This window comes from Campylobacter sp. CNRCH_2013_0855 (genome assembly GCF_025773025.1).
In the GTDB taxonomy this organism is placed as follows: domain Bacteria; phylum Campylobacterota; class Campylobacteria; order Campylobacterales; family Campylobacteraceae; genus Campylobacter_D; species Campylobacter_D jejuni_C.
The window spans coordinates 227,998-252,864 of record NZ_JAKMTE010000001.1 but is presented as its reverse complement, the minus strand read 5'-3'; the positions used below and the strand labels follow the sequence as shown (position 1 = coordinate 252,864).

At 29.1% G+C, this 24,867-nt stretch carries 34 protein-coding genes and 1 pseudogene; 27 read left to right on the top strand and 8 right to left on the bottom strand.

Going from position 1 to position 24,867, the window contains the following annotated elements:
• Window positions 1–575, bottom strand: a pseudogene (locus L8X40_RS01315) (hypothetical protein); the annotation flags it as partial.
• Window positions 576–615: 40 nt separating this feature from the next.
• On the bottom strand, window positions 616–1,650 hold the full coding sequence (pseI, locus tag L8X40_RS01310) for a pseudaminic acid synthase (RefSeq protein WP_087699341.1): 1,035 nt from the start codon (window positions 1,648–1,650) through the stop codon (window positions 616–618).
• Between the two features lie 117 nt (window positions 1,651–1,767).
• Between pseI and L8X40_RS01305 the strand changes: the two genes are divergently transcribed.
• Genes L8X40_RS01305 through L8X40_RS01295 form a run of 3 tightly spaced genes read left to right on the top strand, consistent with a single transcriptional unit; the run spans window position 1,768 to window position 3,238 of the window.
• Window positions 1,768–2,190, top strand: coding sequence for a hypothetical protein (locus tag L8X40_RS01305; RefSeq protein ID WP_087699344.1), 423 nt, complete (start codon window positions 1,768–1,770; stop codon window positions 2,188–2,190).
• Window positions 2,187–2,483 (top strand): flagellar motor switch protein FliN, encoded by a 297-nt coding sequence (fliN, locus tag L8X40_RS01300; RefSeq protein WP_087699346.1) that lies wholly within the window; start codon window positions 2,187–2,189, stop codon window positions 2,481–2,483. The genes L8X40_RS01305 and fliN overlap by 4 nt, the downstream gene beginning before the upstream one ends.
• Window positions 2,480–3,238 (top strand): hypothetical protein, encoded by a 759-nt coding sequence (locus L8X40_RS01295; RefSeq protein ID WP_087699348.1) that lies wholly within the window; start codon window positions 2,480–2,482, stop codon window positions 3,236–3,238. Before fliN ends, L8X40_RS01295 begins: the two co-directional genes overlap by 4 nt.
• Here L8X40_RS01295 and L8X40_RS01290 read toward each other — a convergent pair.
• The 5 genes from L8X40_RS01290 to plsY form a co-directional block, all read right to left on the bottom strand.
• The gene (locus tag L8X40_RS01290; RefSeq protein ID WP_263667136.1) at window positions 3,235–4,731 is read right to left on the bottom strand and encodes a Ppx/GppA phosphatase family protein; all 1,497 of its coding nucleotides are present in this window, start codon (window positions 4,729–4,731) and stop codon (window positions 3,235–3,237) included. The two genes, L8X40_RS01295 and L8X40_RS01290, sit on opposite strands and share 4 nt — an antisense overlap.
• Window positions 4,731–4,976: a YfhL family 4Fe-4S dicluster ferredoxin gene (locus L8X40_RS01285; RefSeq protein ID WP_012660922.1), complete on the bottom strand. Its 246-nt coding sequence runs from the start codon at window positions 4,974–4,976 to the stop codon at window positions 4,731–4,733. The genes L8X40_RS01290 and L8X40_RS01285 overlap by 1 nt, the downstream gene beginning before the upstream one ends.
• Before the next feature lie 122 nt (window positions 4,977–5,098).
• A complete protein-coding gene (hsrA, locus tag L8X40_RS01280; RefSeq protein ID WP_087699351.1) occupies window positions 5,099–5,773 on the bottom strand; it encodes a homeostatic response regulator transcription factor HsrA in 675 nt (224 codons plus the stop codon).
• A gap of 77 nt (window positions 5,774–5,850) precedes the next feature.
• Window positions 5,851–6,168: a dihydroneopterin aldolase gene (locus L8X40_RS01275; protein WP_214099809.1), complete on the bottom strand. Its 318-nt coding sequence runs from the start codon at window positions 6,166–6,168 to the stop codon at window positions 5,851–5,853.
• Window positions 6,153–6,764, bottom strand: a complete 612-nt coding sequence (plsY, locus tag L8X40_RS01270; RefSeq protein ID WP_087699355.1) for a glycerol-3-phosphate 1-O-acyltransferase PlsY — start codon at window positions 6,762–6,764, stop codon at window positions 6,153–6,155. Before plsY ends, L8X40_RS01275 begins: the two co-directional genes overlap by 16 nt.
• 199 nt (window positions 6,765–6,963) lie before the next feature.
• On the opposite strand from plsY, the gene L8X40_RS01265 reads away from it, so the two are divergent.
• The 4 genes from L8X40_RS01265 to L8X40_RS01250 all read left to right on the top strand — a co-directional run bounded on the left by L8X40_RS01265 (window position 6,964) and on the right by L8X40_RS01250 (window position 9,225).
• Window positions 6,964–7,998, top strand: a complete 1,035-nt coding sequence (locus L8X40_RS01265; protein ID WP_087699357.1) for a cytochrome-c peroxidase — start codon at window positions 6,964–6,966, stop codon at window positions 7,996–7,998.
• Window positions 7,999–8,149: 151 nt separating this feature from the next.
• A complete protein-coding gene (rplU, locus tag L8X40_RS01260) occupies window positions 8,150–8,458 on the top strand; it encodes a 50S ribosomal protein L21 (protein ID WP_039617324.1) in 309 nt (102 codons plus the stop codon).
• A gap of 10 nt (window positions 8,459–8,468) precedes the next feature.
• On the top strand, window positions 8,469–8,723 hold the full coding sequence (rpmA, locus tag L8X40_RS01255; RefSeq protein WP_039649045.1) for a 50S ribosomal protein L27: 255 nt from the start codon (window positions 8,469–8,471) through the stop codon (window positions 8,721–8,723).
• A 64-nt stretch (window positions 8,724–8,787) separates the two neighbouring features.
• Window positions 8,788–9,225 (top strand): hypothetical protein, encoded by a 438-nt coding sequence (locus L8X40_RS01250; RefSeq protein ID WP_214126078.1) that lies wholly within the window; start codon window positions 8,788–8,790, stop codon window positions 9,223–9,225.
• Here the strand turns inward: L8X40_RS01250 and L8X40_RS01245 are convergent.
• Window positions 9,210–9,572 carry a hypothetical protein gene (locus tag L8X40_RS01245; protein ID WP_214126077.1) on the bottom strand — a complete coding sequence of 121 codons (363 nt, stop codon included), beginning with the start codon at window positions 9,570–9,572 and terminating at the stop codon, window positions 9,210–9,212. The genes L8X40_RS01250 and L8X40_RS01245 overlap by 16 nt on opposite strands.
• Before the next feature lie 87 nt (window positions 9,573–9,659).
• Between L8X40_RS01245 and L8X40_RS01240 the strand changes: the two genes are divergently transcribed.
• The 20 genes from L8X40_RS01240 to L8X40_RS01145 all read left to right on the top strand — a co-directional run bounded on the left by L8X40_RS01240 (window position 9,660) and on the right by L8X40_RS01145 (window position 24,859).
• A complete protein-coding gene (locus tag L8X40_RS01240; RefSeq protein WP_192860679.1) occupies window positions 9,660–9,800 on the top strand; it encodes a hypothetical protein in 141 nt (46 codons plus the stop codon).
• A 156-nt stretch (window positions 9,801–9,956) separates the two neighbouring features.
• On the top strand, window positions 9,957–11,000 hold the full coding sequence (gene obgE / locus L8X40_RS01235) for a GTPase ObgE (RefSeq protein ID WP_087699361.1): 1,044 nt from the start codon (window positions 9,957–9,959) through the stop codon (window positions 10,998–11,000).
• Window positions 11,000–11,467, top strand: coding sequence for a DUF6194 family protein (locus L8X40_RS01230; protein WP_214099812.1), 468 nt, complete (start codon window positions 11,000–11,002; stop codon window positions 11,465–11,467). The genes obgE and L8X40_RS01230 overlap by 1 nt, the downstream gene beginning before the upstream one ends.
• Window positions 11,464–12,375, top strand: a complete 912-nt coding sequence (gene fmt, locus L8X40_RS01225) for a methionyl-tRNA formyltransferase (RefSeq protein WP_263667135.1) — start codon at window positions 11,464–11,466, stop codon at window positions 12,373–12,375. Before L8X40_RS01230 ends, fmt begins: the two co-directional genes overlap by 4 nt.
• Window positions 12,356–12,991 carry a biotin--[acetyl-CoA-carboxylase] ligase gene (locus L8X40_RS01220; protein ID WP_263667134.1) on the top strand — a complete coding sequence of 212 codons (636 nt, stop codon included), beginning with the start codon at window positions 12,356–12,358 and terminating at the stop codon, window positions 12,989–12,991. Before fmt ends, L8X40_RS01220 begins: the two co-directional genes overlap by 20 nt.
• The gene (locus tag L8X40_RS01215) at window positions 12,988–13,770 is read left to right on the top strand and encodes a ParA family protein (protein ID WP_263667133.1); all 783 of its coding nucleotides are present in this window, start codon (window positions 12,988–12,990) and stop codon (window positions 13,768–13,770) included. Before L8X40_RS01220 ends, L8X40_RS01215 begins: the two co-directional genes overlap by 4 nt.
• A gap of 3 nt (window positions 13,771–13,773) precedes the next feature.
• Complete coding sequence (locus L8X40_RS01210) at window positions 13,774–14,625, top strand: ParB/RepB/Spo0J family partition protein (RefSeq protein WP_087699371.1); 852 nt, start codon at window positions 13,774–13,776, stop codon at window positions 14,623–14,625.
• Window positions 14,626–14,687: 62 nt separating this feature from the next.
• Window positions 14,688–15,113: a FoF1 ATP synthase subunit B' gene (locus L8X40_RS01205; protein WP_087699373.1), complete on the top strand. Its 426-nt coding sequence runs from the start codon at window positions 14,688–14,690 to the stop codon at window positions 15,111–15,113.
• 9 nt (window positions 15,114–15,122) lie between these two features.
• Window positions 15,123–15,635 (top strand): F0F1 ATP synthase subunit B, encoded by a 513-nt coding sequence (locus L8X40_RS01200; RefSeq protein WP_087699375.1) that lies wholly within the window; start codon window positions 15,123–15,125, stop codon window positions 15,633–15,635.
• Window positions 15,635–16,156: a F0F1 ATP synthase subunit delta gene (locus L8X40_RS01195; protein WP_214126067.1), complete on the top strand. Its 522-nt coding sequence runs from the start codon at window positions 15,635–15,637 to the stop codon at window positions 16,154–16,156. Before L8X40_RS01200 ends, L8X40_RS01195 begins: the two co-directional genes overlap by 1 nt.
• Window positions 16,157–16,165: 9 nt before the next feature.
• Window positions 16,166–17,671, top strand: coding sequence for a F0F1 ATP synthase subunit alpha (atpA, locus tag L8X40_RS01190; protein WP_039617356.1), 1,506 nt, complete (start codon window positions 16,166–16,168; stop codon window positions 17,669–17,671).
• A 9-nt stretch (window positions 17,672–17,680) separates the two neighbouring features.
• Window positions 17,681–18,565 (top strand): ATP synthase F1 subunit gamma, encoded by an 885-nt coding sequence (gene atpG, locus L8X40_RS01185; protein ID WP_087699381.1) that lies wholly within the window; start codon window positions 17,681–17,683, stop codon window positions 18,563–18,565.
• A 14-nt stretch (window positions 18,566–18,579) separates the two neighbouring features.
• Window positions 18,580–19,977, top strand: a complete 1,398-nt coding sequence (gene atpD / locus L8X40_RS01180) for a F0F1 ATP synthase subunit beta (RefSeq protein ID WP_039617358.1) — start codon at window positions 18,580–18,582, stop codon at window positions 19,975–19,977.
• Window positions 19,978–19,979: 2 nt separating this feature from the next.
• On the top strand, window positions 19,980–20,372 hold the full coding sequence (atpC, locus tag L8X40_RS01175) for an ATP synthase F1 subunit epsilon (protein WP_039625212.1): 393 nt from the start codon (window positions 19,980–19,982) through the stop codon (window positions 20,370–20,372).
• Window positions 20,372–20,932 (top strand): MotA/TolQ/ExbB proton channel family protein, encoded by a 561-nt coding sequence (locus tag L8X40_RS01170; protein WP_263667132.1) that lies wholly within the window; start codon window positions 20,372–20,374, stop codon window positions 20,930–20,932. Before atpC ends, L8X40_RS01170 begins: the two co-directional genes overlap by 1 nt.
• 3 nt (window positions 20,933–20,935) lie before the next feature.
• Window positions 20,936–21,322, top strand: coding sequence for an ExbD/TolR family protein (locus tag L8X40_RS01165; protein ID WP_214099816.1), 387 nt, complete (start codon window positions 20,936–20,938; stop codon window positions 21,320–21,322).
• Between the two features lie 3 nt (window positions 21,323–21,325).
• Entirely contained in the window at window positions 21,326–22,105 is a 780-nt protein-coding gene (locus L8X40_RS01160) for a TonB C-terminal domain-containing protein (protein WP_087699389.1), read from the top strand.
• A complete protein-coding gene (gene tolB, locus L8X40_RS01155; protein WP_263667131.1) occupies window positions 22,102–23,301 on the top strand; it encodes a Tol-Pal system protein TolB in 1,200 nt (399 codons plus the stop codon). The genes L8X40_RS01160 and tolB overlap by 4 nt, the downstream gene beginning before the upstream one ends.
• Before the next feature lie 70 nt (window positions 23,302–23,371).
• On the top strand, window positions 23,372–23,857 hold the full coding sequence (gene pal / locus L8X40_RS01150) for a peptidoglycan-associated lipoprotein Pal (RefSeq protein WP_087699394.1): 486 nt from the start codon (window positions 23,372–23,374) through the stop codon (window positions 23,855–23,857).
• Between the two features lie 12 nt (window positions 23,858–23,869).
• Window positions 23,870–24,859: a tetratricopeptide repeat protein gene (locus tag L8X40_RS01145; RefSeq protein WP_087699396.1), complete on the top strand. Its 990-nt coding sequence runs from the start codon at window positions 23,870–23,872 to the stop codon at window positions 24,857–24,859.
• Window positions 24,860–24,867: the final 8 nt, after the last annotated feature.

The window sequence follows — 24,867 nt, the reverse complement described above, 5'->3', positions numbered from 1 at the left end:
TCTGATGAGTTTCCTTGTCTAACAACCAAAGATTTTATACTTTCTATACACAAAGAATTAGTCATAGCTATGGCGTTTTCGTAAATTTCATAGAAATTTGACATTAAAAGCAAATCATAAGTTTTTACAAAAAAGTGAATTTTTTCTTGCTCAAAAAAACGATAAAAAGTTAAAAAGTTAATATCTTCATATAAATAGATATGAAGTCTTTTATCTTGTAAATCTTGACTAAAATCATTTAAATGCAAAGCAATATATATAAGTTCTATTTCAGGTTCTATAATGCAAATATAATCTTTAAGTGGATTTTTCAATAATTCAAAAATTAACATGCCGTTGCCAATTCCAAAAAAGATTAAAAAAGGATGTCTTTTGTAATTTTGCTCATAAAAAGATAAATTATCTAAAGCATTTTGCACACAAAATTGTTTTGTTTTGTGATCATAAATATCGTAGTTTTTTTCAAAAAGTTCAAATCTTTCGTTAGATTTTACTTGTAAGATTTTATCAGCTAAGCTTGCATTGATTTCTTTTAAGACTTGTAAATTTTTAGAAAAATTAAGTTCAAGTAGCATTATAGTTCCTTATTTATATTTTTTTAAGCAAAAGCATAAATCATTCCAAAAAATGCTGCTCCTTTAGTGCTGTGCCAAACTTTATATCACAACTTGCTTTTTTACCAAGTATGATAGGTAAAAATTTAGGATGCAAGCCAAGGCTTGGTCTTACACTTTTTACATTTTCTAGTGTAAAAATTTCACCTTTTTTGATGTCTTTGCTAGCATATAAGCTTCTTGCAAAATGGCGGTTTTTTAAGGTTTTTTCATTTATTGTTAAGCTAGCTTTACCTAGTGCTTGCTCGCTTAAGCGCACCATAGAGCACATTTGTTTAAACTCTTCATAGTCAAGGCTAAATTTAGCATCAGCACTATTTAAAGTTTTATCTAATATAAAATGTTTTTCTATAACTCTTGCGCCAAGAGCTACGGCTAAAGTGGGTGCTAAAAATCCCTCGCTATGATCACTTAAACCTACAATAGTATTAAATTTTTCTTGTAAAGTTTTTATGACATTTAGATTTAAATCACAAATTTGTGAGGGATAAGCTGAAGTACATTTAAGTAAAATTAAATTTGGATTGTTTTCTTCTTGAAAAATTTTAGCAATCATTTCAAGTTCTTCTTCATAGGCTATGCCTGTAGAAACTAAAGTAGGTTTGTTTTCTTTTGCTACATAACGCACAAAATCATAATCATTTACTTCAAAAGAAGCAATTTTATAAGCTGGTGGATTAAATTGTCTTAAAAAATTTACATCTTCTTTAGAAAAAGGACTAGAAAAGCAAATTAAACCTTCGTTTTTGGCGCATTCAAAAAGTTTTTCATGCCATTCATAAGGTGTTTTAGCTTCTTCATATAGTTCATATAGTTTGCGTCCATGCCATAAACCACCTTCAATAATAAAATCTTTTTTGTCAGAATTTAGTGTTAAGCTATCTGGGGTGTAGGTTTGAATTTTTATAGCATCAGCTCCTGCTTGTTTGGCTGCTTGTATAGTTTTTAAAGCTACTTCAAGGCTATTTGCATGATTAGCTGAAAGCTCGGCAATGATAAAAACTTTTTCATTTATATTAAAATTTTTTATAAACATCAAAGGCCTTTTTTAATTTAAATAAAAATTTACTATATTTTATATTTTAATTATTAATTATGATTAAAGGTTTATGTTAGTAAAATAAATTTATTATAAGTTTCTAAGGAAAAAGCTATGACTAAAACACTTGAATATTCAATTTATCATTTTTGTGAGCACATTTTAAAACTTAAAATTGCACCAACAAGTGTAATTAGAGGTGAGCTTTATGGGGCTTCTATACCTTTATATTTTAAAGATGAAGAATATAGTTTTTATTTGTTCTTCCAAAAAAAAGCTTTAAATGAAATTGCATTATTTTTATTACATGAAGAATTAAAAGAAGACGGTTTGGCAGATTTGGTAAAAGAAGTGGCTAATCAAATCATAGGTTATGCTAAAAAACTACTTAATGATACTAATGGTAAAGATGAGTATCGTTTGGGTGTTCCTGAATATTTAGGACGTATTGATGGGTTTTCAAAAATCAAGCTCAAAGAAAAATTTACCTATGAGATGAAAAATGCTCGTTTTAGAATAGGTTATAAAAAATTATGATAGAAGATCATTTAGGGTTATTGCAATCTTATGAAGATATTTTAGATATTAGCGTTGACTTTGTTAGTGAACTTGGTACGACTAATATGAGTGTAAAAGATCTTTTAAAATTAGAAGTAGGTTCTGTGATAGATCTTGAAAAGCCAGCAGGTGAAAGTGTGGAACTTTACTTAAACAAAAGAATTTTTGGTAAGGGCGAGGTAATGGTGTATGAGAAAAACCTTGCTATAAGGATTAATGAGATTTTAGATTCAAAATCAGTGTTGCAGTATTTTAAAAAAGAATTGCAATGAAATTTATTTGGATTTTGCTACTTGCTTTGCCTCTTTTTGGGGCAAAAATTCTTGATTATAATATCTATCCAAGAGAAGATAGGGTAGATATCACTTTTTCATTTGATGTTCCTTATAAAGAAGGTATTAGTCAAAAGAGAAAAGGCGATATTATTATTTTTACATTAAATGCCCAAAGTGCTAAAGAAGAGAACAAGACGTTAAATTCTAATATTGTTAAAAAAATAAAAATTTTTTCAGAAGATAAAAAAACTTTCATAGCTTTAAGTATCGGTGATAAAATACAAATTAATGCAGATGCAATTGGCGAATATGGATTAAGATTACGCGCGCAAAAAGAGGGTGTAAATTTAACTACCAAAAAAAGCTTAGATGAAAAAAACGAGGAAATAAAAATGCAAGAGTATGATTTTACAAATTATATTTTAGTTGTAAGTGTTTTGGTGCTTTTGCTTGTTGGACTTTGGTTTTTAAAAATATATTTAAGACAAAAACATCCTTTGGATAGAAATTTTAATTTAATCTTTCAAAGACCACTTGATAGACACAATCAACTTGTAGTTTTTGAGTATGCTTTGAAGCGTTATACTATGATCATAGGAAATTCTAATGTAGTATTAGAAACAAGTGAAGCTTTGATAAAAGACGAAGAGCAAAATAAAACACCGCAAAAGCCAAAAGAGAAAGACTTTGATTCTTATTTTGAAGAAAACAAACAAAGATTACAAAATTTACTTTTAAAACAAAACAATTAATTTTTTTGATTAAAAGCTAAAATGATAAGTTTTGGTTTTGAAATCTTTTTAATCTCTTCTTTTGAAAAATAAATTTGCTTTTTATCTGAGTAAATATACAAAGTGTGATTTTTTAGCATAAAATCAAGATTTATATCGGTATCTTTTGCAAGTTTCTTTGCCAATGCTAGAATAAAATTAAGCCAAGATAATATATGATTGTTTGGTAATAATTCTTTAATATGTTCAATAACTAAAGGGTTAATGCTTTTTCCATTAGCCTTTAAAAGTGTAGATATGAGTAAAATTTCCCTGTGTGAAAAGCCAAAATGCAAGCCATTTAAAGCCATATAAGCACTATGCTCATTAGCAAAATAAAAATTAACTCTTTCTCCAATATGTGCTAGTTTTGCTGCATTTAAAAGATCTTTTTTGAAACTAATATCAACTTTATGAATAGGTAAAAGTGTATCAAATAATTTATTTGCAAAATACGCACTTTTATCATTATAATCTATATTAAAACGATCTTGTAAAGATTTTAAACTTGGATTAAAATTAGGTGGAAATTTAGCATTAAATTTTGAAAAATCAATAGTGTCGTTTTTTATCTTGGCGTATTTTTGAAAAAGATTGGACAAAAACACACCCTCTCTTACACCCACTGCTGAGGTGATAATGTTTTTAGCTTTTAGTTTTTTTGCTAAGGCTAGAAAGATCACACAACCTTCTTTTATGGTGTCAAAACGATCTTTTTTGATATTAAAATCAACTAAATTTTTAGCATTTTGAATTTTTTCTATATGATTTTTTTCTTCTTCAAAATCATATATAAAGTTATGGATCATTTTGAAAGGATAGGAATTTTTTTTCATTATAGAATTTGACAATGCTCTTAAACTTCCACCTATAGCAATGATATTTTCATTTTGAAAATGCTTTGGGATTTGTGTTAGTGTTTCTTGTATAAACTGATTTAATGCGTTAAATTTTTTAGTATCATAAAAAATTTCTTTTAATCTTACTGTGCCAAGATCAAGTGAAATGCAATCCACAATTTTACCTTCTTTAATCAAGCAAAGTTCAGTTGATCCGCCACCTATATCTATAGTGGTTGCATTTTGAATATTTGATAGTAAATTTAACGCAGCGAGACCACCTAGAAATGATTCTGTTTTTCCATTAATGCATTTTATATTTAAACCTACATTTTTTGATATTCTAGTAATAAATTCTTTTGCATTAGGTGCATCTCTTAGCGCAGAAGTTCCAACAGCAATAATTTTTCTACATTTTTCTTTTAAAGCTTTTTCTTTAAAGTAGGATAAAGCTTTTTCAGCTTTAAGCATGGCTTCTTCTTGAAGAATTTTGTTATTGTTATAAGCATTTTCTCCAAGTCTTACTTTCTTTTTGTGTTCACTGCAAATAAAAAAACCATATCTTGATGTTCTTTCAAAAATCACCATACGAACAGAGTTAGAACCAAGATCAATTACTGCTGTTTTTTTAGCCATCAAATATCTTTATTTTTATGTTTTAAGCGAAGTTCGTCAATGCTTTCTACATTGTCAGGATCAGGTATGATACAATCTACTGGACAAGCTACTATACAAGCTGGCTCTGAAAATTCATTTACACATTCAGTGCAAAGATCAGGATCTATAACATAAATTGGATCATTATCATAAATTGCTTCATCCGGACATTCTTCTCTGCATGCATCACAGGATATACATTCTCTAGTGATTAATAGTGACATATTTTTCCTTTTATTGAGTAATAAAGCTAACTTTATACTATATAAAAACTTATATGTAATTTAAAGTAATAAAGAAAAATAAAATCTAATTTTTAGAATGAATTAATCATTCTAAAAATTTTTTAGTTAGTTTTTTTAGGAAAACAAAAGCGATATCCCCTACGACGTACAGTCTCTATAGTGGAGATATTAAGCGGTTTATCCATTTTCTGTCTTATTTGATTGATTGCAACTTCTATAACATTTGGAGTTACAAGTTCAGGTTCTTCCCAAATAGCATCTAAAAGTTGTTCTTTTGATACGATTTGATCAGAATGTCTAGCTAAATGAGTTAAAACTTCAAAAGGCTTTCCTTTTAATTCTATATCTTTTCCTTGGTAAGTGATTTTTTCTTCATCAGGATCAATCACCAAATCATCAATTTTAATCACATTAGTTCCACCAAATCTAAGTCTAGCTTCAATTCTTGCCATTAAAATTTCAAAGTCTAAAGGTTTTTTTATATAATCATCTGCTCCAGCTTTTAAAGCTTTGATTTCATTTTCTTTGTCTGCTTTTGCGCATATTGCTACTATAGCAGTTCGCGGGGATTTTTGTTTGATAGCATTGATCAAATCACTTGCATCATTATTACCAATAATCCAATTTGATAATACTAAATCATAATGTCTAATACCTATAAAATACTCAGCGTCTTTAAAATTTTCTGAAGTATCACTTTGGTAGCCAAACTCGTTTAAAGTGTTTGATAAAGTTTTATTAAGTGATGCTTCATCTTCTACAACTAAAATACGCATTTTATTCCTTTGAAGATAGTTTTAGTGCAAAAGTATAACACAAATTAAGCAAATATTCAAAATTCTTTAAAAAAATTTTAATATTTTTTACTTAGACTGGCTCCAACGCATGCATTTTTGATAATATCAGGTTTATAGCAAGTGATATTTATAAATTTAAGCTTTTTATTATGTTTTTTAATATCTTTGCATATGTATTTTAGAGATTTTTCTATAGTTTTAAATTTTTTCTTTTTATAAATTTTTTCTATTCTAGTACATAATTTTGCATAATCTAAAAATTTCTTACTTTTAGCTTCTAATTCTATTGAGACTTTTTGCTCTTGAATTCTTTCAAAATCTAAAAGTCCTATAATGCATTTAAATTCCAAGTTAACTTTTATATGACTTTGCATTCTTGTTTTCCAATTAGTCTTAAAATATTTGGTATATGCTTATAAACTACTATAAAAGCAATGATAAATATCGGTGCATGCGTATTGATTACAGGCATATCATAATGAAATACAAAAGAAGTTATAATTAAAACAACCAAGGCCCCAAGTGAAGCTAAGCTTGAAATTTTAAACACTTTTCCTATAACAAACCAAGCTAAAATTGCAGACATGATTTCAAAAGGTAAAAATACTGCTAAAACTCCAGCTCCAGTAGCTACTCCCTTACCACCTTCAAATTTTAAATAAGGAGAAAAGCAGTGTCCAAATACTGCTAAAACAGCCATAGTCCATAAGATATTTTCATCATAAGCTAAAAATTTTGCCACTAATATAGGTATAATTCCTTTTAGTGCATCTAAAATAATAGTCGCAACAGCAAGTGTTTTGGCAAGTTTAGGGTCGCTTTCTTTTACCACTCTTAAAACATTAGTAGCACCTATGCTTTTACTACCTGCATTTTTAATATTTGTTTTGGCAAAAATTTGAGCTAGTAAAAGCCCAAATGGTATAGCACCTATGAGATAAGCTAAAAGATAGATTATTAAATTTTCCATTTATTTTTTATCCTGATTTTATAAAACTTTATAAAATGATAGCAAAAAACCCTGAAATAAATATTTAAGATATATTTTATCCTATAATAATTTTTATTGTCAAATAGAAATTTTTTATTTTGTTTAAAGAAAATTATAGATATATTTTCAATAAGTTTATTTTAAATAGGCTTTATTTTATCTTATTTAGGAGTGGATAATGAAAAAAATTTCATTATTAGTTGCATCATCATTATTAGTTGCATCAACTGCTTTTGCTAATGATAAAGCTTTGCTTGATGAAGCAAAAGCTGCAGGTTTAGCGCCTTTACCAAAGGATCAAGCAGGCGTTGAAAAATTGTTAAAAGAAATGGGTGTTAAGGCTAGTAAATTCTCTAAAGAAAAAGCTAATCTTGGCAAGAAATTATATTTTGAACCAAGACTTTCTAAAAGTGGCTTGATTTCTTGTAATACCTGTCATAATTTAGGTATGGGCGGTACCGATGGTATAGCAGCTGCTGTAGGACATAAATGGACAGCTAATCCTCATCATTTAAATTCTCCAACAGTTTATAACTCAGTTTTAAATTCGACTCAATTTTGGGATGGTAGAGCAGGTACTTTAGCAGATCAAGCAAAAGGGCCAATCGAAGCAGAGCCTGAAATGGCAACACCTGCTAAATTAGCAGTAGAAAAAATAGCTTCCATGCCAGAATATGTAAAAGAATTTAAAAAAGTGTATGGTAGTAGTGGAGTAACTTTTGATAATATTGCAGATGCTATTGCCACATTTGAAAGAACGCTTTTAACTCCATCTAAATTTGATAAATTCTTAGAAGGTGATACAAAAGCATTGAGTAAAAAAGAAAAAGAAGGTCTAAAAACTTTCATTGATAAAGGTTGTACAGCTTGTCATACAGGAGTAAATTTAGGTGGTAGCATGCAAGCTTTCCAAGTAGCAGCTAAATACAAATTTGCAAATGTAGGGGATTTTAAAGGTGATGCAAATGGTTTGGTTAAAACTCCAACCTTAAGAAATATTGCTGAAACGGCTCCATATTTCCACAATGGTGCTATTTGGTCTTTACAAGAAGCAATCAAAGAAATGGGTAGTGTACAACTTGGTATAGAAATTTCTGATAAAGAAGCAGCTTCTATAGAAACTTTCTTACATGCTCTAACAGGTAAAAAGCCTAATATTACTTACCCTCAACTTCCAAAAGCAACTGAAAAAACTCCAAAGCCAGAGCTTTAATTTAAATCTTAAGACGCTTTTTTGCGTCTTAAGCTTACTTTATATAAAATCAAGATATAATTACTGCTTTTAGCCATTAAAGCTTTCTAAATTTATGTTTATGCATAATGCTTTATGGTGCTACCAAAATATTTTAAGAAAGGATAGCTGTATGTATGCTATTATAAAACACAGTGGAAAACAATACAGAGTAAGCCAAGGTGATGAGCTTAAACTAGATCGTTTTGAAGCTGAAGCAAAATCAAGCGTAGAAGTAAGTGAAGTTCTTGCTGTATGCGATAAAGAATTAAAGGTAGGTGCGCCGTTTGTTGCGGGTGCAAAAGTTGTTTTAGAAGTGATTGCTCATGGAAAAGACAAAAAAGTTGTGATTTACAAAAAAAGACGTAGAAAAGACTCAAAGTTAAAACGCGGTTTTAGAAGACAATTTACTCGCGTTAGAGTAGTAGATATTAAAGCTTAAGGAGCAAAGAATGGCACACAAGAAAGGTCAAGGTTCAACTCAGAATAATCGTGATTCTATAGGTCGTCGTCTAGGTGTTAAAAAATTTGGTGGAGAATTTGTTCGTGCTGGTAACATCATCATTCGCCAAAGAGGAACAGCAACTCATGCGGGTAATAATGTAGGCATAGGAAAAGATCATACAATTTTTGCTTTAATTGATGGTTTTGTAAAATTTGAAAGAAAAGATAAAAATAGAAAAAAAGTTTCTGTTTACCCTGCATAATTTTCCTAGATTATCTAGGAAAATTCTTTGTAAATATAAATTCTTAATACAAGATGGCTTTTGAATGTATAGAATATCCAAAGATGAATTAAGAAGATATATTCTAGAGCAAATTTCAGATGATGTGAAAATAAAACAAGTAGAAGATCTTATTGAAAAAGCTATGAAGGATCTTCGATACACAGAAATAAATATACAAAATATAGATGAAGTAACAAAATATATCTTAGAAAAAAATACATTAGCTGATAAGAAATTAAGCAGTCCTAGAAAAAATAATTTTTTACCTTTTTTGACTGCATTAATTATAGGTGGTAGTGGAGTTTATTATTATAAGAATGAAACTCGTTATACAGTAAAAGAAGAATACGCATTTATTTCAACTTGCGTTGGATTAAACTTAAGCCATGAAAGAAAATGGGCGTGTATTGCAAAATTGGAAATATGTCAAAAAAATGAAAAAAGTTTTATCGAGTGTGCAAAACATTATTCTTCAGAATAGTGTTTAATTAAAATTTTATAATATTCATCTCCAAAAATTTCTCTTTCAAATTGATCGTCAATTAATGGTTTATAAATTTTATCTTTTTTTATTTCTTCGTTTTCTAGCAAGAAACTATATATTTTTTCTATTTCATTTTTTGGAGCACCTCTTTGTATGATTTTTTTATATTTATCAACATACTGTTTTCTTGTTCTCTCATCTATAATATATAATTTTCCACACTCTTCTTGGAAGTCTATATAGGCATCTATAAATTCTCTTTGGCTTTTGTAGGCTTTTTTTAAATTTTTTGTTATAAATTCTTGATAATTATTTTTATATTTTTTTTGATGTAGTTTTTCCATTTTGTCCCTATTTGTCTCTAGTGTATTTTATAAAATTATATCTATAAAGTTATTAACTTTATAATTTTTTAAAAAAAGGAGAATTAAATGAACAAAAAAATTGATCCCAAAGATAATGCATCAAATATGCAAAATCCAAATAAAGGTACACCTGGAACAAATAAGCAATATGATCAAAATCAAGGAAATCGCGGGAAGCAATTAAATCCTAATCAAAAAAATAAATGAGGCTATAATATATAGTTACAAATACTATAACACCTAATAATTAGAGATAAATATTCTAAAATTAGGTGTATTTTCTACTTTAAAATTTAAAAAAGCTACTCTTTTGAAATTATTTATATTTTGATATACTTCTTTTTAATTTATTTAAGGTTATATATGTTTATAGATAATGTAAAATTAGTTTTAAGTTCAGGTAATGGTGGTAAAGGTGCTGTGAGTTTTCGCCGTGAAAAACATGTTCCACTTGGTGGACCTGATGGTGGTGATGGTGGAAATGGCGGTGATGTATATTTTATATGTGATAACAATACTCATACGCTAGCACACTTTAAAGGTAAAAAAGAACTTAAAGCACAAAATGGCCAGCCGGGTCTAGGTCGTAATAAAAATGGCAAAAGAGGGGAGAGTTTAGAATTAGTTGTCCCTCAAGGCACTCAAGTAATTGATGCACAAAGTGGGGAAGTTTTACTTGATATGCTAGTAGAAGGCCAAAAAGAACTCTTTTTAAAAGGCGGTAAAGGTGGTCTTGGCAATACTCATTTTAAAAACTCTACTAATCAACGCCCAGATTATGCTCAACCAGGTGTAGCAGGAAAAACCTTAAGCGTGCGCTTAGAATTAAAACTCATAGCAGATGTTGGACTTGTAGGCTTTCCAAATGTAGGAAAATCCACTCTTATAAGTGTAGTGTCTAATGCAAGACCTGAAATAGCTAATTATGAATTTACCACTTTAACTCCAAAACTTGGTATGGTTGAAGTAGATGATTATAATTCTTTTGTGATGGCAGATATCCCAGGTATTATAGAAGGTGCAAGTGATGGTAGAGGTTTGGGGCTTGAGTTTTTAAGACACATAGAAAGAACTTCTTTTTTACTTTTTGTGCTTGATCCATTAAGAGAAATGAGTTTAAAAGAGCAATTTTGTATTTTAAGAAAAGAATTGGAAAAATTTTCAAGCAAGCTTTATGCAAGAAATTTTGGCTTAATGCTTTCAAAAAGTGATAGTGTAAATTTAGGCGAAGAATTTGCACAAAAAATGGAAGATGATTATAATGAGCTAAAAGCTTATTTGCAAAGTCAAAATAATCCACAAAGTTTTTTTGTTAAAGTATCAAGCCTTGAAAAAACAGGTTTAAAAGAGCTTAAATTTATGCTTTTAGAAGAAGTTAAAAAAATTAGAAGTCAAAATAATTTTTGATGGGTGAAAATTTAACTATAGATTTTATTCAAGAATATATCAAGTCTAGTTTTAAAGGCTTGGTGTATAAATTTACTTATAAAGAACATAGCTTTTTTTATAATCCCGATAGGGTTTTAAAAAACGGAGTTTATTTTTGCACTATTAAAGAAAATGATGGCATAAATGATAAAGCTTCGAATTTAAATAGAGAAGGTGTGTTTCGTTTAAGTTGCTCTCTTTGTGATCAAGATTACCAAAATCTTTTTGGTCAAAAACCTAAAAAGGCTTTAAAGGGTGAGGTTGTTAGTTTAAATTATGATTTTTCTATGCTTGATTTTATCATGCCTCATCCAATTTATGCTTATATGGGATATATTTGTATTAATAATCCATCAAGAAAAAATTTTGAAATTTTTAAAGATTATCTTGATCTTTCATATCAAAAAGCTATAAAAACTTATAAAAAAAGGATAGTAGCATCATGAAAAATATCATTTTTATGGGAACTCCCTCTTATGCAACTTGTATTTTAAAAGAGCTTGTCGATAAAGGATTTAATATCCAAGCTTTATTTACTCAACCTGATAAACCTGTGGGTAGAAAACAAATTTTAACCCCAAGTGATACTAAAAAATTTGTTTTAGAAAATAATTTAAATATAGAAATTTTTACTCCAAAAAGCTTAAAAGATGAAAATATAATCAATGGAATAAAAAGCTTAAAACCTGATTTTATAGTTGTTGCTGCTTATGGGAAGATTTTACCAAAAGAAATTTTAAATATTGCTCCTTGTATCAATTTACATGCTTCTTTACTCCCTAAATATCGCGGGGCTTCGCCTATACAAAGTGCTATTTTAAATGGGGATAAAATAAGTGGGGTTTGCACTATGCTTATGGAAGAAGGGCTTGATAGTGGTGCTATTTTGGAAAGTAAAGAATGTGATATCGCAGGTAAAAATTCAGCTGAGGTTTTTACTATGCTTTCCAATTTAGCAGCTAAGCTTACTATTTCTACGCTTTTAAATTTTGAAAAAATTATCCCAAAAAAACAAGATGAAAGTTTAGTTACATATTGTAAAAAAATCAAAAAAGAAGATGGGTTGTTTGCTTTAGACAATGCAAGTGAAATTTATCAAAAATTTTTAGCTTTTACACCTTGGCCTGGAATTTTTTTAGAAAATGGTATGAAATTTTTAGATATAGAGTTAATCGATAGTGAAAAAACTCAAAAATCAGGTGTGATTTTACAAATAGAAAAGGAAAGCTTTTTGCTTTCATGTAAAAAAGGTGTTTTGAGGATTAAAACTTTACAAGAAAGTGGAAAAAAAGTTTTAGATGCTAAGACTTATTTAAATGGAAAAAGGTTAAAACTTGGAGATAGTTTATTTTGATGAGCTTGAATCAACTCAAGTTTATTTAAGTGATAAAATTCGCAGTGGAGAAATTATAGAAAATACAGCCATTTGTGCTTTTATCCAAAGTGCTGGTATAGGTAGTAGAGATAATACTTGGCAAAGCAAGCAAGGAAATTTACATGTATCTTTTTGTATAAAAACTCAAGAATTAGCGCAAGATCTTCCTTTGGCTTCTGCTAGTATATACTTTGCATTTTTAATGAAGGAAGTATTGCAAAGACAAAATTCAAAAGTATGGATTAAATGGCCTAATGATTTTTATATAGAAGATAAAAAAATAGGCGGATTGATGAGTTCTAAAATCAATGATTTTTTGGTTGTAGGAATGGGAATTAATCTTAAATATGCTCCATTTAATGCTGAAATTTTAGACATAGAAGTAGATATAGCAAAACTTTTAAATGAGTATTTTTCTTATGTAGATGAGAAAATTTTATGGAAGAATATTTTTAGCAAGTATATGCTAGAATTTGAAAAATCAAGAAATTTTTTTATACATAATGAAGGTAAGATTTTATCTTTAAAAGATGCTTTGTTGTATAAAGATGGTTCTATATTGTTAGATAATAAAAGGATATATAGTTTAAGATGAGTGAGATAATAACTATTGCAAATCAAAAAGGTGGGGTAGGTAAAACTACTACCGCTATTAATCTAGCGGCTTCTTTAGCAGTAGCTGAAAAAAAGGTTCTTTTGATAGATATTGATCCACAGGCTAATGCTACAACAGGACTTGGTTTTAATAGAAGTAATTATGAATATAATATTTATCATGTTTTTATAGGCAGGAAAAAACTTTCCGAGATTATTTTAAAAACTGAGCTTCCACAATTATACTTAGCTCCGTCAAATATTTCTTTGGTTGGAATTGAGCAAGAAGTAGTAAAAGAAAGTGGAGAATATAGAACGATTTTAAGGGAAAAAATCAAAGAAATTGCTAAAGATTATGATTTTATCATCATTGACTCACCTCCTGCACTTGGAAGTATTACGGTAAATGCTTTTGCAGCAAGTGATAGTGTTATTATTCCTATACAATGTGAGTTTTATGCGCTTGAAGGTGTTGCGATGGTTTTAAACACTATTAAATTTGTGAAAAAAACTATCAATCCAAAATTAAAAATAAAAGGCTTTTTACCAACTATGTATAGCTCACAAAATAATCTTTCAAAAGATACTGTAGAGGATTTAAAGAAAAATTTTAAACAAAAACTATTTAGAATAGGTGATAATGAAGATGATTTCATTATCATACCAAGAAATGTAAAACTTGCTGAAAGCCCAAGTTATGGAAAACCTATTATACTTTATGATATAAAATCCCCAGGCTCAGTGGCGTATCAAAATTTAGCATATTCTATATTAGGATAAAAAATGGCAAAAAAAAGTGCATTAGGAAGAGGTTTAAGTAGTATTTTGGCTGATATTGATGAGGTTTATGAAAAAGAACTAGGTTCCAATGAAGGCAGAATAGAAGAAATTGATATAGATCTAATTAGTCCAAACCCTTATCAACCAAGAAAAAATTTTGATGAACAAGCTTTAGAAGAACTTGCAGGTTCTATTAAAGAGTATGGTTTGATTCAGCCTGTTGTGGTTTTTAAAAAAGATGAATTTGATTATATTTTAATAGCGGGTGAGAGAAGATTTAGAGCATGTAAGCTTTTAGAAAAAGAACAGATTAAAGCTGTAGTTTTAAATGTAGATGATATAAAATTACGTGAACTTGCTTTGATAGAAAATATCCAAAGAGAAAATTTAAATCCCATAGAATTAGCACATTCTTATAAAGAATTACTAGAAATTCATGATATCACTCAAGAAAAACTAGCAGATCTTATTCATAAATCAAGACCACAGATTGCTAATACTTTAAGACTTTTAAATTTAAATGAGCAAACACAACATTTTATTATAGAAGGTAAAATTTCACAAGGACATGCAAAAGTTTTAGTAGGACTTGAAAAAGAAGAAGAAAAAATGATAGTTGATACCATCATAGGTCAAAAACTTAATGTAAGAGATACAGAAAAGTTAATTAAAAATTTTAAAAAAACAAACCAATTGGAAAAAAATATAAATTCAAATAAACAATATCAATCTATAATAAATTTAAAAGAAAAAATTGAATCTTTAGGTTTGAAAGTAAATATAAAAGATTTAAAAATTACTATTAATTTTGCAAACGAAAGTGAAGTTAGAGAATTTCTAAAGGTATTCAATTAAATATGCTTTTAGGTATGTTTTGCTATAATTTCGCGTTAATTTAGATTTATTTAGGAGTATTAATGTTTAATGATGTACATTTTTCCATCATGATAGCCACTGGTGTCATTTTTTTGCTTATGATAGCAATTTTAAATTCTATACTCTATAAACCTTTGATTAAATTTATGGATTCTAGGGATTTAACCATAAAAAATGACGAAGAAAAAATGAAAAAAAATTCTGATGATGTTTCAAATGTAGAAAGTGAGTTGGAAAAAATTCATATTCAAACAAGAGATGAAATTAACCAAATTAAAGTAAAAGCAATAGAAGAAGCTAAATTAAAACAAGAAAAAGAATTATCAACAAAAAAAAGAGAATTGGAAGATCAAATGCTTGTTTTTCTTAAAAGTCTAAGAGAAAAAGAAAAAGAATTAAAAGAAGAAATGCGTTTAAAAATGCCAGAATTTAAACAAAGCTTTAAAAATAGCTTGAGTAAAATTTAAGGAAAGTTAATGTTGAAAAAAATTATATTATTATCAGTACTTCCATTTTTTGCTTTTGCAGCAGGCAATGGAAGTGGTGAATACGATATTATTCCAAGAGCAGTTAATTTTGTTTTATTTGCTGCTATTTTGTATTATTTTATTGCAACTCCTTTAAAAAATTTTTATAATGGAAGAATTGTAAAAATTGCTTCTAAAATGAATGAAATTCAAGAAAAGCTTATTGCGAGTAAAAATCATAAATTAGAAATGATGAAAAAACTAGACTTAGCTAAACAAGAAGCAATCAATGCGATAGCTCTTGCAAAAAAAGAAGCGGAGATTATCACAGATAAAATAGAAGCTGAAACGAAAATGGAAATCAAGGCTTTAGAAAAAACTTACGAAGAACATAAAGAATATGAAATAAGAAGAATGGAAAAAGAAGTTGTACAAGCGGTTTTAGAAGAGATTTTTGAAGATCAAAATTTACAACTTCAGCAAAAAGAAATTCTAAATATCATGATGAAAAAGGTGTCTTGATGGAAAGTGTGATTGCAAAAACCTATGCAAAGGCGATATTAGAAAGAAATGATTTTGAAGATTTTTATTCTAATTTATTAGAGTTAAGTTCGGCTTTTACATCTAATAAATTTATAGATGTTTTAAATTCTTATGAGATAAAACAAGGAAAAAAACTAGAATTTGTACTTTCCTTATTGGATAATCCAAGTGATGCTTTTAAGAACTTTATAAATTTAATTGTAGATAATAAAAGAGAGATGCTAATCCCAGAAATTACTAAAGAATTGAGCGAGCAAAAAGCATTAAAAGAAAACACATTCTTGGGACAAGTTTATTCAAAAGAACAATTAAGTGAAGAAGAAATTAGAAATTTAGAAGAAAAACTTAGTACTAAGTTTAATGCAAAAATTAGATTAGATAGTAAAATAAGTGATAATGAAAGTGTGAAAATTAGCTTAGATGGTCTTGGATATGAAATTTCATTTTCAATGCAAAGCTTAAAAGCTAAAATGAATGAATATATATTAAAAGCAATTTAAGGAGATTTGATGAAATTTAAAGCAGATGAAATTAGTTCTATTATAAAAGAAAGAATTGAAAAATTTGACTTTAATCTTGAAATAGAAGAAACTGGTAAAATTATTTCAGTTGCTGATGGTGTTGCTAAAGTTTATGGTCTTAAAAATGCCATGGCTGGAGAGATGGTTGAATTTGAAAATGGCGAAAAGGGAATGGTGCTTAATCTTGAAGAATCAAGCGTAGGTATTGTTATTTTAGGAAAAGGTCTTGGTCTTAAAGAAGGAAGCTCGGTTAAGAGACTAAAAAAACTTCTAAAGGTTCCAGTAGGCGATGCGTTGATAGGACGTGTTGTAAATGCTTTGGGTGAGCCAATTGATGCTAAAGGTGTGATTGAAGCAAGTGAATATCGTTTTGTGGAAGAAAAAGCAAAAGGTATTATGGCTAGAAAAAGTGTTCATGAGCCATTACACACAGGTATTAAAGCAATTGATGCTTTAGTTCCAATTGGTAGAGGACAAAGAGAGCTAATTATTGGTGATAGACAAACAGGTAAAACAACTGTTGCAATTGATACTATCATTAGTCAAAAAGGCAAAGATGTTATTTGTATCTATGTGGCCATTGGTCAAAAACAAAGCACAGTTGCTCAAGTAGTTAAAAAGCTAGAAGAGTATGGTGCAATGGATTATAGTATAGTAGTAAATGCAGGTGCTTCTGATCCTGCTGCATTGCAATATCTTGCTCCATATACTGGTGTAACTATGGGTGAGTATTTTAGAGATAACTCAAGACATGCATTGATTGTTTATGATGATTTAAGTAAACATGCTGTTGCATATCGTGAGATGTCTTTGATTTTACGCCGTCCTCCAGGTCGTGAAGCTTATCCAGGAGATGTATTTTATTTACATTCAAGATTACTCGAAAGAGCAAGTAAGTTAAGTGATGAACTTGGTGCAGGAAGCTTAACGGCATTGCCTATTATTGAAACTCAAGCAGGCGATGTTTCAGCTTATATTCCAACCAATGTTATTTCAATTACTGATGGCCAAATTTTCTTGGAAACAGATTTATTTAACTCAGGTATTCGCCCTGCGATTAATGTTGGTTTGTCTGTATCTCGCGTTGGTGGTGCTGCACAAATTAAAGCAACAAAACAAGTTTCAGGTACATTAAGACTTGATTTAGCTCAATATAGAGAGTTGCAAGCTTTTGCGCAATTTGCAAGTGATTTGGATGAAGCAAGTAGAAAACAACTTGAACGTGGACAAAGAATGGTTGAAGTTTTAAAGCAACCTCCATATTCTCCACTTTCAGCTGAAAATCAAGTGGTGATGATTTATGCGGGAACTAAAGGGTATTTAGATGATATAGCGGTTTCAAAAATTGGAGAATTTGAAGCAGCTTTGTATCCATTTATTGAAGCTAAATATCCAGAAATTTTTGAGCAAATTAGAACCAAAAAGGCTTTAGATAAAGATTTAGAGGAAAAATTAGCTAAAGCATTGAGTGAGTTTAAAGCAAACCATATATAAGGTTTTTAAATGTCTAATTTAAAAGAAATTAAAAGAAAAATAAAAAGTGTTCATAATACACAAAAGACAACCAATGCTATGAAACTTGTCTCTACTGCCAAATTAAGAAAGGCAGAAGAGGCAGCTAAAAAATCAAAGGTTTTTGCTCAAAAAATCGATGAAGTTTTGTCAGAAATTGCATTCAAGATTAATCAATATGAAGGACTTGATGACAAACTTCCGTTTTTTAGAAAAAAAGATAATATAGAAAAAATGGATATTATTTTTGTCACAGCTGATAAGGGTTTATGTGGTGGTTTTAACATTAAAACCATTAAAACGGTAAATGAAATGCTTGAAGATTGTAAAGCAAAAAAAATCAAAGTAAGACTAAGAGCTATTGGTAAAACAGGTATAGAGTATTTTAACTTCCAAAATATTGAGATTTTAGAAAAGTATTTAGATACAAGCTCTAGCCCTGATTATGAAAAAGCATGTGCTATTATTCAGAGTGCAGTAGATGATTTTGCAAATAAAATAACAGATAAGGTTGTAATCATTCATAATGGCTATAAAAATATGATTTCTCAGGAAATTCGTATTAATAATTTATTGCCTGTGGATGCTATTGCAAGCAAGGAAGAGCAGGAATCTCAATCGTTAATGGATTTAGAGCCAGAAGATGAAGAAATCTTGAATGATTTGTTAAAAACTTATTTTGAATATAATATGTATTTTTCTTTGGTTGATTCTTTGGCAGCTGAACATAGTGCAAGAATGCAAGCTATGGATAATGCAACAAATAATGCAAAAGCAAGAGTTAAACAACTTAATTTAGCTTATAATAAAGCAAGACAAGAATCTATTACCACCGAATTGATAGAGATTATCAGCGGTGTTGAGTCAATGAAATAAATTTAGGAGTGATGATGCAAGGTTTTATTTCTCAAGTTTTAGGACCAGTGGTTGATGTTGAATTTAAAGAATATCTTCCGCAAATTAATGAAGCTATTATTGTTAATTATGAATTAGAAGGAAAAGAGTGTAAGCTAGTTCTTGAAGTAGCTGCACATTTGGGTGATAATAAAGTAAGAACTATTGCTATGGATATGACTGATGGTCTTGTTAGAGGTTTAGCAGTAGAAGCAACTGGTAATCCAATTAGTGTTCCAGTAGGCGAAAAAGTTCTTGGAAGAATTTTTAATGTAACAGGTGATTTAATTGATGAGGGTGAAGAGATTAATTTTGATAAACATTGGTCAATTCATAGAGATCCTCCTCCATTTGAAGAGCAAAGCACAAAAAGTGAAATTTTTGAAACAGGTATTAAGGTAGTTGATTTATTAGCTCCTTATGCTAAAGGTGGTAAAGTTGGTCTTTTTGGTGGTGCAGGTGTTGGTAAAACCGTTATTATTATGGAATTAATTCACAATGTTGCATTTAAACACAGCGGATATTCAGTTTTCGCAGGTGTTGGTGAAAGAACTCGTGAGGGTAATGACCTTTATAATGAAATGAAAGAAAGTAACGTTTTAGATAAAGTTGCATTGTGCTATGGTCAAATGAATGAACCACCAGGGGCAAGAAATCGTATTGCTTTAACAGGTCTTACTATGGCTGAGTATTTTAGAGACGAAATGGGACTTGATGTTTTAATGTTTATTGATAATATCTTTAGATTCTCTCAATCAGGTTCAGAAATGTCAGCACTTTTAGGAAGAATTCCTTCAGCTGTTGGTTATCAGCCAACTTTGGCTAGTGAAATGGGTAAATTCCAAGAAAGAATTACTTCAACTAAAAAAGGTTCTATTACTTCAGTTCAGGCAGTTTATGTACCAGCAGATGACTTAACAGACCCTGCTCCCGCGACTGTTTTTGCACACTTAGATGCAACTACGGTTTTAAATAGATCAATTGCTGAAAAAGGTATTTATCCAGCTGTTGATCCGCTTGATTCTACTTCAAGAATGCTTGATCCACAAATTATAGGTGAAGAGCATTATAAAGTAGCGCGTGGCGTGCAATCAGTACTTCAAAAATACAAAGATTTGCAAGATATTATTGCTATTTTAGGTATGGATGAGTTAAGTGAAGAAGATAAATTAATTGTTGAAAGAGCAAGAAAAATTGAAAAATTCCTATCTCAACCATTCTTCGTTGCTGAAGTATTTACAGGAAGTCCTGGTAAATACATTAGTTTAGAAGATACGATAGCAGGCTTTAAAGGTATTTTAGAAGGAAAATACGACCATTTACCAGAAAATGCTTTCTATATGGTAGGTGGAATTGATGAAGTGATTGAAAAAGCAGAAAAACTTAAGGCTTAATAATGGATAATTTAATACATATAGAGGTGGTAACACCTCTTGGTATGATTTACAATGATAATGTAAAATCTATTGTTCTTCCTGGAAGTGAAGGTGAATTTGGTGTTTTAAAAGGACATGCATCTTTAATCTCTTCTTTAAAGGCAGGAATTATAGACATAGAAAAATCAGATTCAACTCATGAGTTAGTTGCTATTGATTCAGGCCATGCAAAGGTATCTGAAACTAAAGTAAGTGTTTTAGCAAAAGGTGCTGTTTGGGTTGGTGGAAATAGTGATAGTGAAATAGCAAAAAGATTGGAAGAAGCAAAAGATTTGATTAAATCTATGAGTAGTGATAGTGTTGCTTTGGCTTCTACTTTTGCTAAGATGGATAATAACGTAAGGCAAAAATAGTGGATTTTCAAGCAATTTTTCATTTTTTTGAAAATACAAGTTTAATCACTTATATCGTATTAGCTTGGCTTTCAGTGTATTTTATACTTAGTTTTAGTATTTTATTTTCAAGATTAATACTTATTAATAAATGGACTCAAAACGAAAGTCAAGCTTTGGAAGCTTTAATGAGAGGGGAAAAAGATTTAAGTCAAAGTGCGTCAATTTTGAAAAAGTACATGGAAATTGATGAAACTAAAATGAATATTTATAAAAATTCTGTAGAAAAAAAAGCTACAATAGGATTAACTTGGCTTAGCATCATAGCTTCAACTTCTCCTTTTATAGGACTTTTTGGTACCGTGATTTCTATTCTTGAAACTTTTGGTGGCTTAGAAATGCAAAATTCCTTAAGTATTATTGCTCCTAAAATTAGTGAAGCTTTGGTGGCTACTGGATGTGGGATTTTAGTTGCGATTCCTGCATATAGCTTTCATTTGATTATCAAGCGCAAAGCTTATGAGTTGATTAATATCTTAGATAGCGAGATTAAAGTATTGATAAGTTCTGCAAAGGTCTAATTTATGTTTATGGAAGAAAAACCTGAGTTAAATATTACACCTTTAGTGGATATTATGCTTGTATTGCTTGCTATTTTAATGGTGACTGCACCAAGTATTACATATGAGGAAAAGGTGCAGCTTCCTCAAGGTTCACAAAAAACTTCAAGTGCTCCAAATATTAAAAGTTTAATTATAACAATTAACGCAAAGAAAGAAATTTTTATAGGAAAAGATAAATTTAATTTTGTAAGTTTTGCAGATAATATGAATGCTTTAAAACTTCAGTATAATACCCAAGAAACAGTTTTCATTAGAGCGGATAAAAATTTAAAATATGATGATGTAATGAGTGTTTTAAGAACAATGAAACATTTAGGTTTCCAAAAAGTTGCTTTGCAAACTGAGTAGAAAATGGAAGAAAATTCTATACACAATTTTAAATCCTTTATTTATGCAACTTTAGTTTATTTTTTTGTTGTTTTCTTAGTTTTTTTTAAATTAATTGAATATAAACCAAAAGCTATCGAATATACTGATGATCCTAATAGTTTTATTAATGTAGAGCTTGGTGATAGTATAAATCAAAATCAAATTAATATGATGCAAGAATTGCAAAAAGAAAATTTGCAAAGTTTGTTTGAAGAAAATCTTTTGCAAAAATACACCACAAACAAAAGCGTCAATACGCAAAATATAGAACAACAGGCAAGTGTTTTTAATGAGTTATTTGGAAAAATAGAAGATTATCAAGAAGAAAAAACTACAAAAGTGCAATCTTCTATGCCATCAAAAAAACCTACTTTTACCCAAAGAGAAAAAATCAATGATTTTTCCAAGCAACTTAATGAAAATTTGCAAATTAATCAGGAATTAGGACAATCTGTTATAGAGCAAAAAATAGGTGTTTATGATCAGTTTTTAGGTGCTGTTAGAAAATACCTTGAAGATAGATGGAGAATTTATAATCCTAGCGGTAATTTAAGTATAGAAGTAGAATTTGTAATTGATAACAATGGTTATTTTTATTTGCTAAGTGCCACTAGTGCGCATAGTGATAATTTTGATAAAAAGGCAAAAGAATTTTTGCAAAATTTAGAGGGAAAATATATAACTTTACCTCCAAATGGTAAAATAAGAAAAATCAAAATGCAACTTAGTGATATAATTGAGTTTAAAATGGAGAAACAATGAAAAAAATACTAGTATTTTTATTTTTTTGTTCAGTATTATTTGGACAAGATGCAACAATATCTGTTGTAAATAAAGGTATGCAATTGCCTAAAATTTATATTAAAGACCAGTCTAAACTAAATGATTTAGATCTTAAAAAAAGTTTTTACAACATGCTTGTTAATGATGTAAAAGTGAGTTCAAATTTTGAGATAACTCAAGATGAAAAACAAGGTGATTATATTTTTTCTTATATATTAAATAAAAATGGCAAACTTTTAGATATTGATGTTGAAATTTTAGCCGCAAATGAAACTAAAACAAGATTTTATGAGCAAATTCTTTCTATTGAAGAGTATCCATTTTTAGCACATAGAAGTATTGCTCAAATGAATAAAAAATTAGGCTTTGCACCAGTTGATTGGATGGATCATAAAATTTTAATAGCTAGAACTCAAGGTAATAAGCAAAGTGATATTTTGTTAGCAGATTATACTTTAACTTATCAAAAAGTGTTAATTTCAAAAGGCTTAAATTTATTTCCTAAATGGGCAAATAAAGAACAAAACGCATTTTATTTTACTGCCTATGAAGATGAAATTCCAACGCTTTACAAGTATAACATGAAAAATAAAAATATTACAAAAATCATTGCTAGTAAAGGTATGATGGTTGCTTCTGATGTGAGTGATGATGGTAAAAAAATTTTACTAACCATGGCACCAAAAGATCAACCTGATGTATATTTATATGATGTAGATTCAAAAAATTTGACACAAATTACAAACTATATGGGTATTGATGTAAATGGTAATTTTGTAGATGATGAGAAAAAAATTGTATTTGTATCTGATCGTTTGGGTTATCCAAATATTTTTATGCAAAATTTAGAGTCCAATTTAACAGAACAAGTTGTTTTTCATGGTAAAAACAATTCTTCAGTTTCTACTTATAAACATTATATGGTTTATTCTAGTAGAGAAGCAAATCAAAGTGGAGTTTTTAATCTTTATTTAATGTCAACTCAAAGTGATTATATAAGACAACTTACTGCAAATGGTAAAAATCTTTTTCCAAGATTTTCTAGCGATGGAGAAAGTGTTGTATTTATTAAATATTTAGGTTCGCAAAGTGCATTGGGTGTTATTAGAATTAATGCAAATAAAGCCTTTCACTATGGTTTAAAAGTAGGTAAAATTCAATCAATTGATTGGTAAAATATCAAAATAGCATTTTTTTTGTTATAATTAAATATGATTTTTAAATAAATAAAAAAGGGGAAAAGCAATGAAAAAAATCATTTTTGCTTCAATTACTGCGTTTGCTGTTATTGTAAGTGGTTGTGCTACAAAAAATACTAGTGTAAGTAGCTCAAGTAGTGTAGATGGTTCAAAAGGTAGTGGTGGTTCTGATAGATTTGAAAATCTTGAATCTTTAAATTCTGTAGCAAATGTATATTTTGATTTTGATAAATTTAATGTTAGAAAAGATATGCAAAAAGTTATTGCAAATAATGCTGAAATTTTCAATAAAGAAGCTGCGAATGCTGCAATCGTAGTTGAAGGAAACTGCGATGAGTGGGGAACTGATGAGTATAATCAAGCTTTAGGTTTGAAAAGAGCTAAAGCAGTAAAAGAATCTTTAGTAGCTCAAGGTGTTAGCGCAGATAGAATTAGCGTAAAAAGCTATGGAGAAACTAATCCTGTATGTACTGAAAGAACTAAAGCTTGCGATGCTCAAAATCGTCGTGCAGAATTTAAAATTGCAAAATAAAGCTTTAAATAAATGAAATTAAACTTATTATCAGTAGCTCTTTTAGGAGCTACTTTCTTACACGCTGAAATTTCAGCATTTGATGCAGGAAAAGTAGATACAAAAACACCTTATGGTTTAACTCAAAATGAAAAGTTGCAATATGAAAATCAAGAACGCTTGAAAGCTTTAAATGAATATTATACAAATTTGACAAGTAAAATAAATACAGCTGTAGAAAACATAGAAGGTTTACAAAGTGTAACTGAGGGTTTAAATGCTCAGTATTCAAAAGCTAACACAAAATTACTTTCACTGGAAGAAAACTATCAAAATTTTGATGCAAATATTACCCAAGAAATTCAAAATTTAAGAGCTTATGTTGAAGAAAATAGACAAATTCAAGAAAAAAATCACCAAGAAATTCAAAAGGTTTTAGGTGAAATTACAACTTTAATCAATAAGATCAATGATGATTATATCTCAAAAGAAGATATGAATCAAACTATAACTTTTTTTCAATCTGAAATAGCTAGAGTGCAAAATCAGGCAAAAGTTATTTCTGCTGTCCCTATTGTAAAGGATGATAATAAAACACAAGAAGTCATTCAGGATGTAAATGAAACTCAAGAAGAAGTGACTGAAAAAAAAGATGATAGTTGGAAAAAATTACAATCTAGTGAAATTTTGAAAAAGGCAATTGATGAAACCAATAAAAATCAATTTGAAGATGCAAAAGAAAAATTTGAACATCTAATTAGTATTCATTATAAACCTGCTAGATCTACTTTTTGGCTTGGGGAGATAAGATATAAACAGCAAGATTATGCAGGTGCTTTGGGATTTTATAAGAAAAGTTCTGCTATAAGCACTAAAGGTGATTATGTACCAAAATTGCTTTATCACACGGCTATTAGCTTAGATAAGGTTGGAGATCCAAAAAGTGCAAATAAATTTTATAAGGCTTTAAAGACAGCTTACCCTGATAGTCCTGAGGCAAAAGTTTCACCAGATAGAAAATAACAAAGGAG

Excerpts from the sequence above, each read along its gene's own strand:
- pseI (WP_087699341.1), bottom strand. The coding sequence starts at position 1,650 with ATGTTTATAAAAAATTTTAATATAAATGAAAAAGTTTTTATCATTGCC.
- L8X40_RS01305 (WP_087699344.1), top strand. The coding sequence starts at position 1,768 with ATGACTAAAACACTTGAATATTCAATTTATCATTTTTGTGAGCACATT.
- fliN (WP_087699346.1), top strand. The coding sequence starts at position 2,187 with ATGATAGAAGATCATTTAGGGTTATTGCAATCTTATGAAGATATTTTA.
- L8X40_RS01295 (WP_087699348.1), top strand. The coding sequence starts at position 2,480 with ATGAAATTTATTTGGATTTTGCTACTTGCTTTGCCTCTTTTTGGGGCA.
- L8X40_RS01290 (WP_263667136.1), bottom strand. The coding sequence starts at position 4,731 with ATGGCTAAAAAAACAGCAGTAATTGATCTTGGTTCTAACTCTGTTCGT.
- L8X40_RS01285 (WP_012660922.1), bottom strand. The coding sequence starts at position 4,976 with ATGTCACTATTAATCACTAGAGAATGTATATCCTGTGATGCATGCAGA.
- hsrA (WP_087699351.1), bottom strand. The coding sequence starts at position 5,773 with ATGCGTATTTTAGTTGTAGAAGATGAAGCATCACTTAATAAAACTTTA.
- L8X40_RS01275 (WP_214099809.1), bottom strand. The coding sequence starts at position 6,168 with ATGCAAAGTCATATAAAAGTTAACTTGGAATTTAAATGCATTATAGGA.
- plsY (WP_087699355.1), bottom strand. The coding sequence starts at position 6,764 with ATGGAAAATTTAATAATCTATCTTTTAGCTTATCTCATAGGTGCTATA.
- L8X40_RS01265 (WP_087699357.1), top strand. The coding sequence starts at position 6,964 with ATGAAAAAAATTTCATTATTAGTTGCATCATCATTATTAGTTGCATCA.
- rplU (WP_039617324.1), top strand. The coding sequence starts at position 8,150 with ATGTATGCTATTATAAAACACAGTGGAAAACAATACAGAGTAAGCCAA.
- rpmA (WP_039649045.1), top strand. The coding sequence starts at position 8,469 with ATGGCACACAAGAAAGGTCAAGGTTCAACTCAGAATAATCGTGATTCT.
- L8X40_RS01250 (WP_214126078.1), top strand. The coding sequence starts at position 8,788 with ATGTATAGAATATCCAAAGATGAATTAAGAAGATATATTCTAGAGCAA.
- L8X40_RS01245 (WP_214126077.1), bottom strand. The coding sequence starts at position 9,572 with ATGGAAAAACTACATCAAAAAAAATATAAAAATAATTATCAAGAATTT.
- L8X40_RS01240 (WP_192860679.1), top strand. The coding sequence starts at position 9,660 with ATGAACAAAAAAATTGATCCCAAAGATAATGCATCAAATATGCAAAAT.
- obgE (WP_087699361.1), top strand. The coding sequence starts at position 9,957 with ATGTTTATAGATAATGTAAAATTAGTTTTAAGTTCAGGTAATGGTGGT.
- L8X40_RS01230 (WP_214099812.1), top strand. The coding sequence starts at position 11,000 with ATGGGTGAAAATTTAACTATAGATTTTATTCAAGAATATATCAAGTCT.
- fmt (WP_263667135.1), top strand. The coding sequence starts at position 11,464 with ATGAAAAATATCATTTTTATGGGAACTCCCTCTTATGCAACTTGTATT.
- L8X40_RS01215 (WP_263667133.1), top strand. The coding sequence starts at position 12,988 with ATGAGTGAGATAATAACTATTGCAAATCAAAAAGGTGGGGTAGGTAAA.
- L8X40_RS01210 (WP_087699371.1), top strand. The coding sequence starts at position 13,774 with ATGGCAAAAAAAAGTGCATTAGGAAGAGGTTTAAGTAGTATTTTGGCT.
- L8X40_RS01205 (WP_087699373.1), top strand. The coding sequence starts at position 14,688 with ATGTTTAATGATGTACATTTTTCCATCATGATAGCCACTGGTGTCATT.
- L8X40_RS01200 (WP_087699375.1), top strand. The coding sequence starts at position 15,123 with ATGTTGAAAAAAATTATATTATTATCAGTACTTCCATTTTTTGCTTTT.
- L8X40_RS01195 (WP_214126067.1), top strand. The coding sequence starts at position 15,635 with ATGGAAAGTGTGATTGCAAAAACCTATGCAAAGGCGATATTAGAAAGA.
- atpA (WP_039617356.1), top strand. The coding sequence starts at position 16,166 with ATGAAATTTAAAGCAGATGAAATTAGTTCTATTATAAAAGAAAGAATT.
- atpG (WP_087699381.1), top strand. The coding sequence starts at position 17,681 with ATGTCTAATTTAAAAGAAATTAAAAGAAAAATAAAAAGTGTTCATAAT.
- atpD (WP_039617358.1), top strand. The coding sequence starts at position 18,580 with ATGCAAGGTTTTATTTCTCAAGTTTTAGGACCAGTGGTTGATGTTGAA.
- atpC (WP_039625212.1), top strand. The coding sequence starts at position 19,980 with ATGGATAATTTAATACATATAGAGGTGGTAACACCTCTTGGTATGATT.
- L8X40_RS01165 (WP_214099816.1), top strand. The coding sequence starts at position 20,936 with ATGTTTATGGAAGAAAAACCTGAGTTAAATATTACACCTTTAGTGGAT.
- L8X40_RS01160 (WP_087699389.1), top strand. The coding sequence starts at position 21,326 with ATGGAAGAAAATTCTATACACAATTTTAAATCCTTTATTTATGCAACT.
- tolB (WP_263667131.1), top strand. The coding sequence starts at position 22,102 with ATGAAAAAAATACTAGTATTTTTATTTTTTTGTTCAGTATTATTTGGA.
- pal (WP_087699394.1), top strand. The coding sequence starts at position 23,372 with ATGAAAAAAATCATTTTTGCTTCAATTACTGCGTTTGCTGTTATTGTA.
- L8X40_RS01145 (WP_087699396.1), top strand. The coding sequence starts at position 23,870 with ATGAAATTAAACTTATTATCAGTAGCTCTTTTAGGAGCTACTTTCTTA.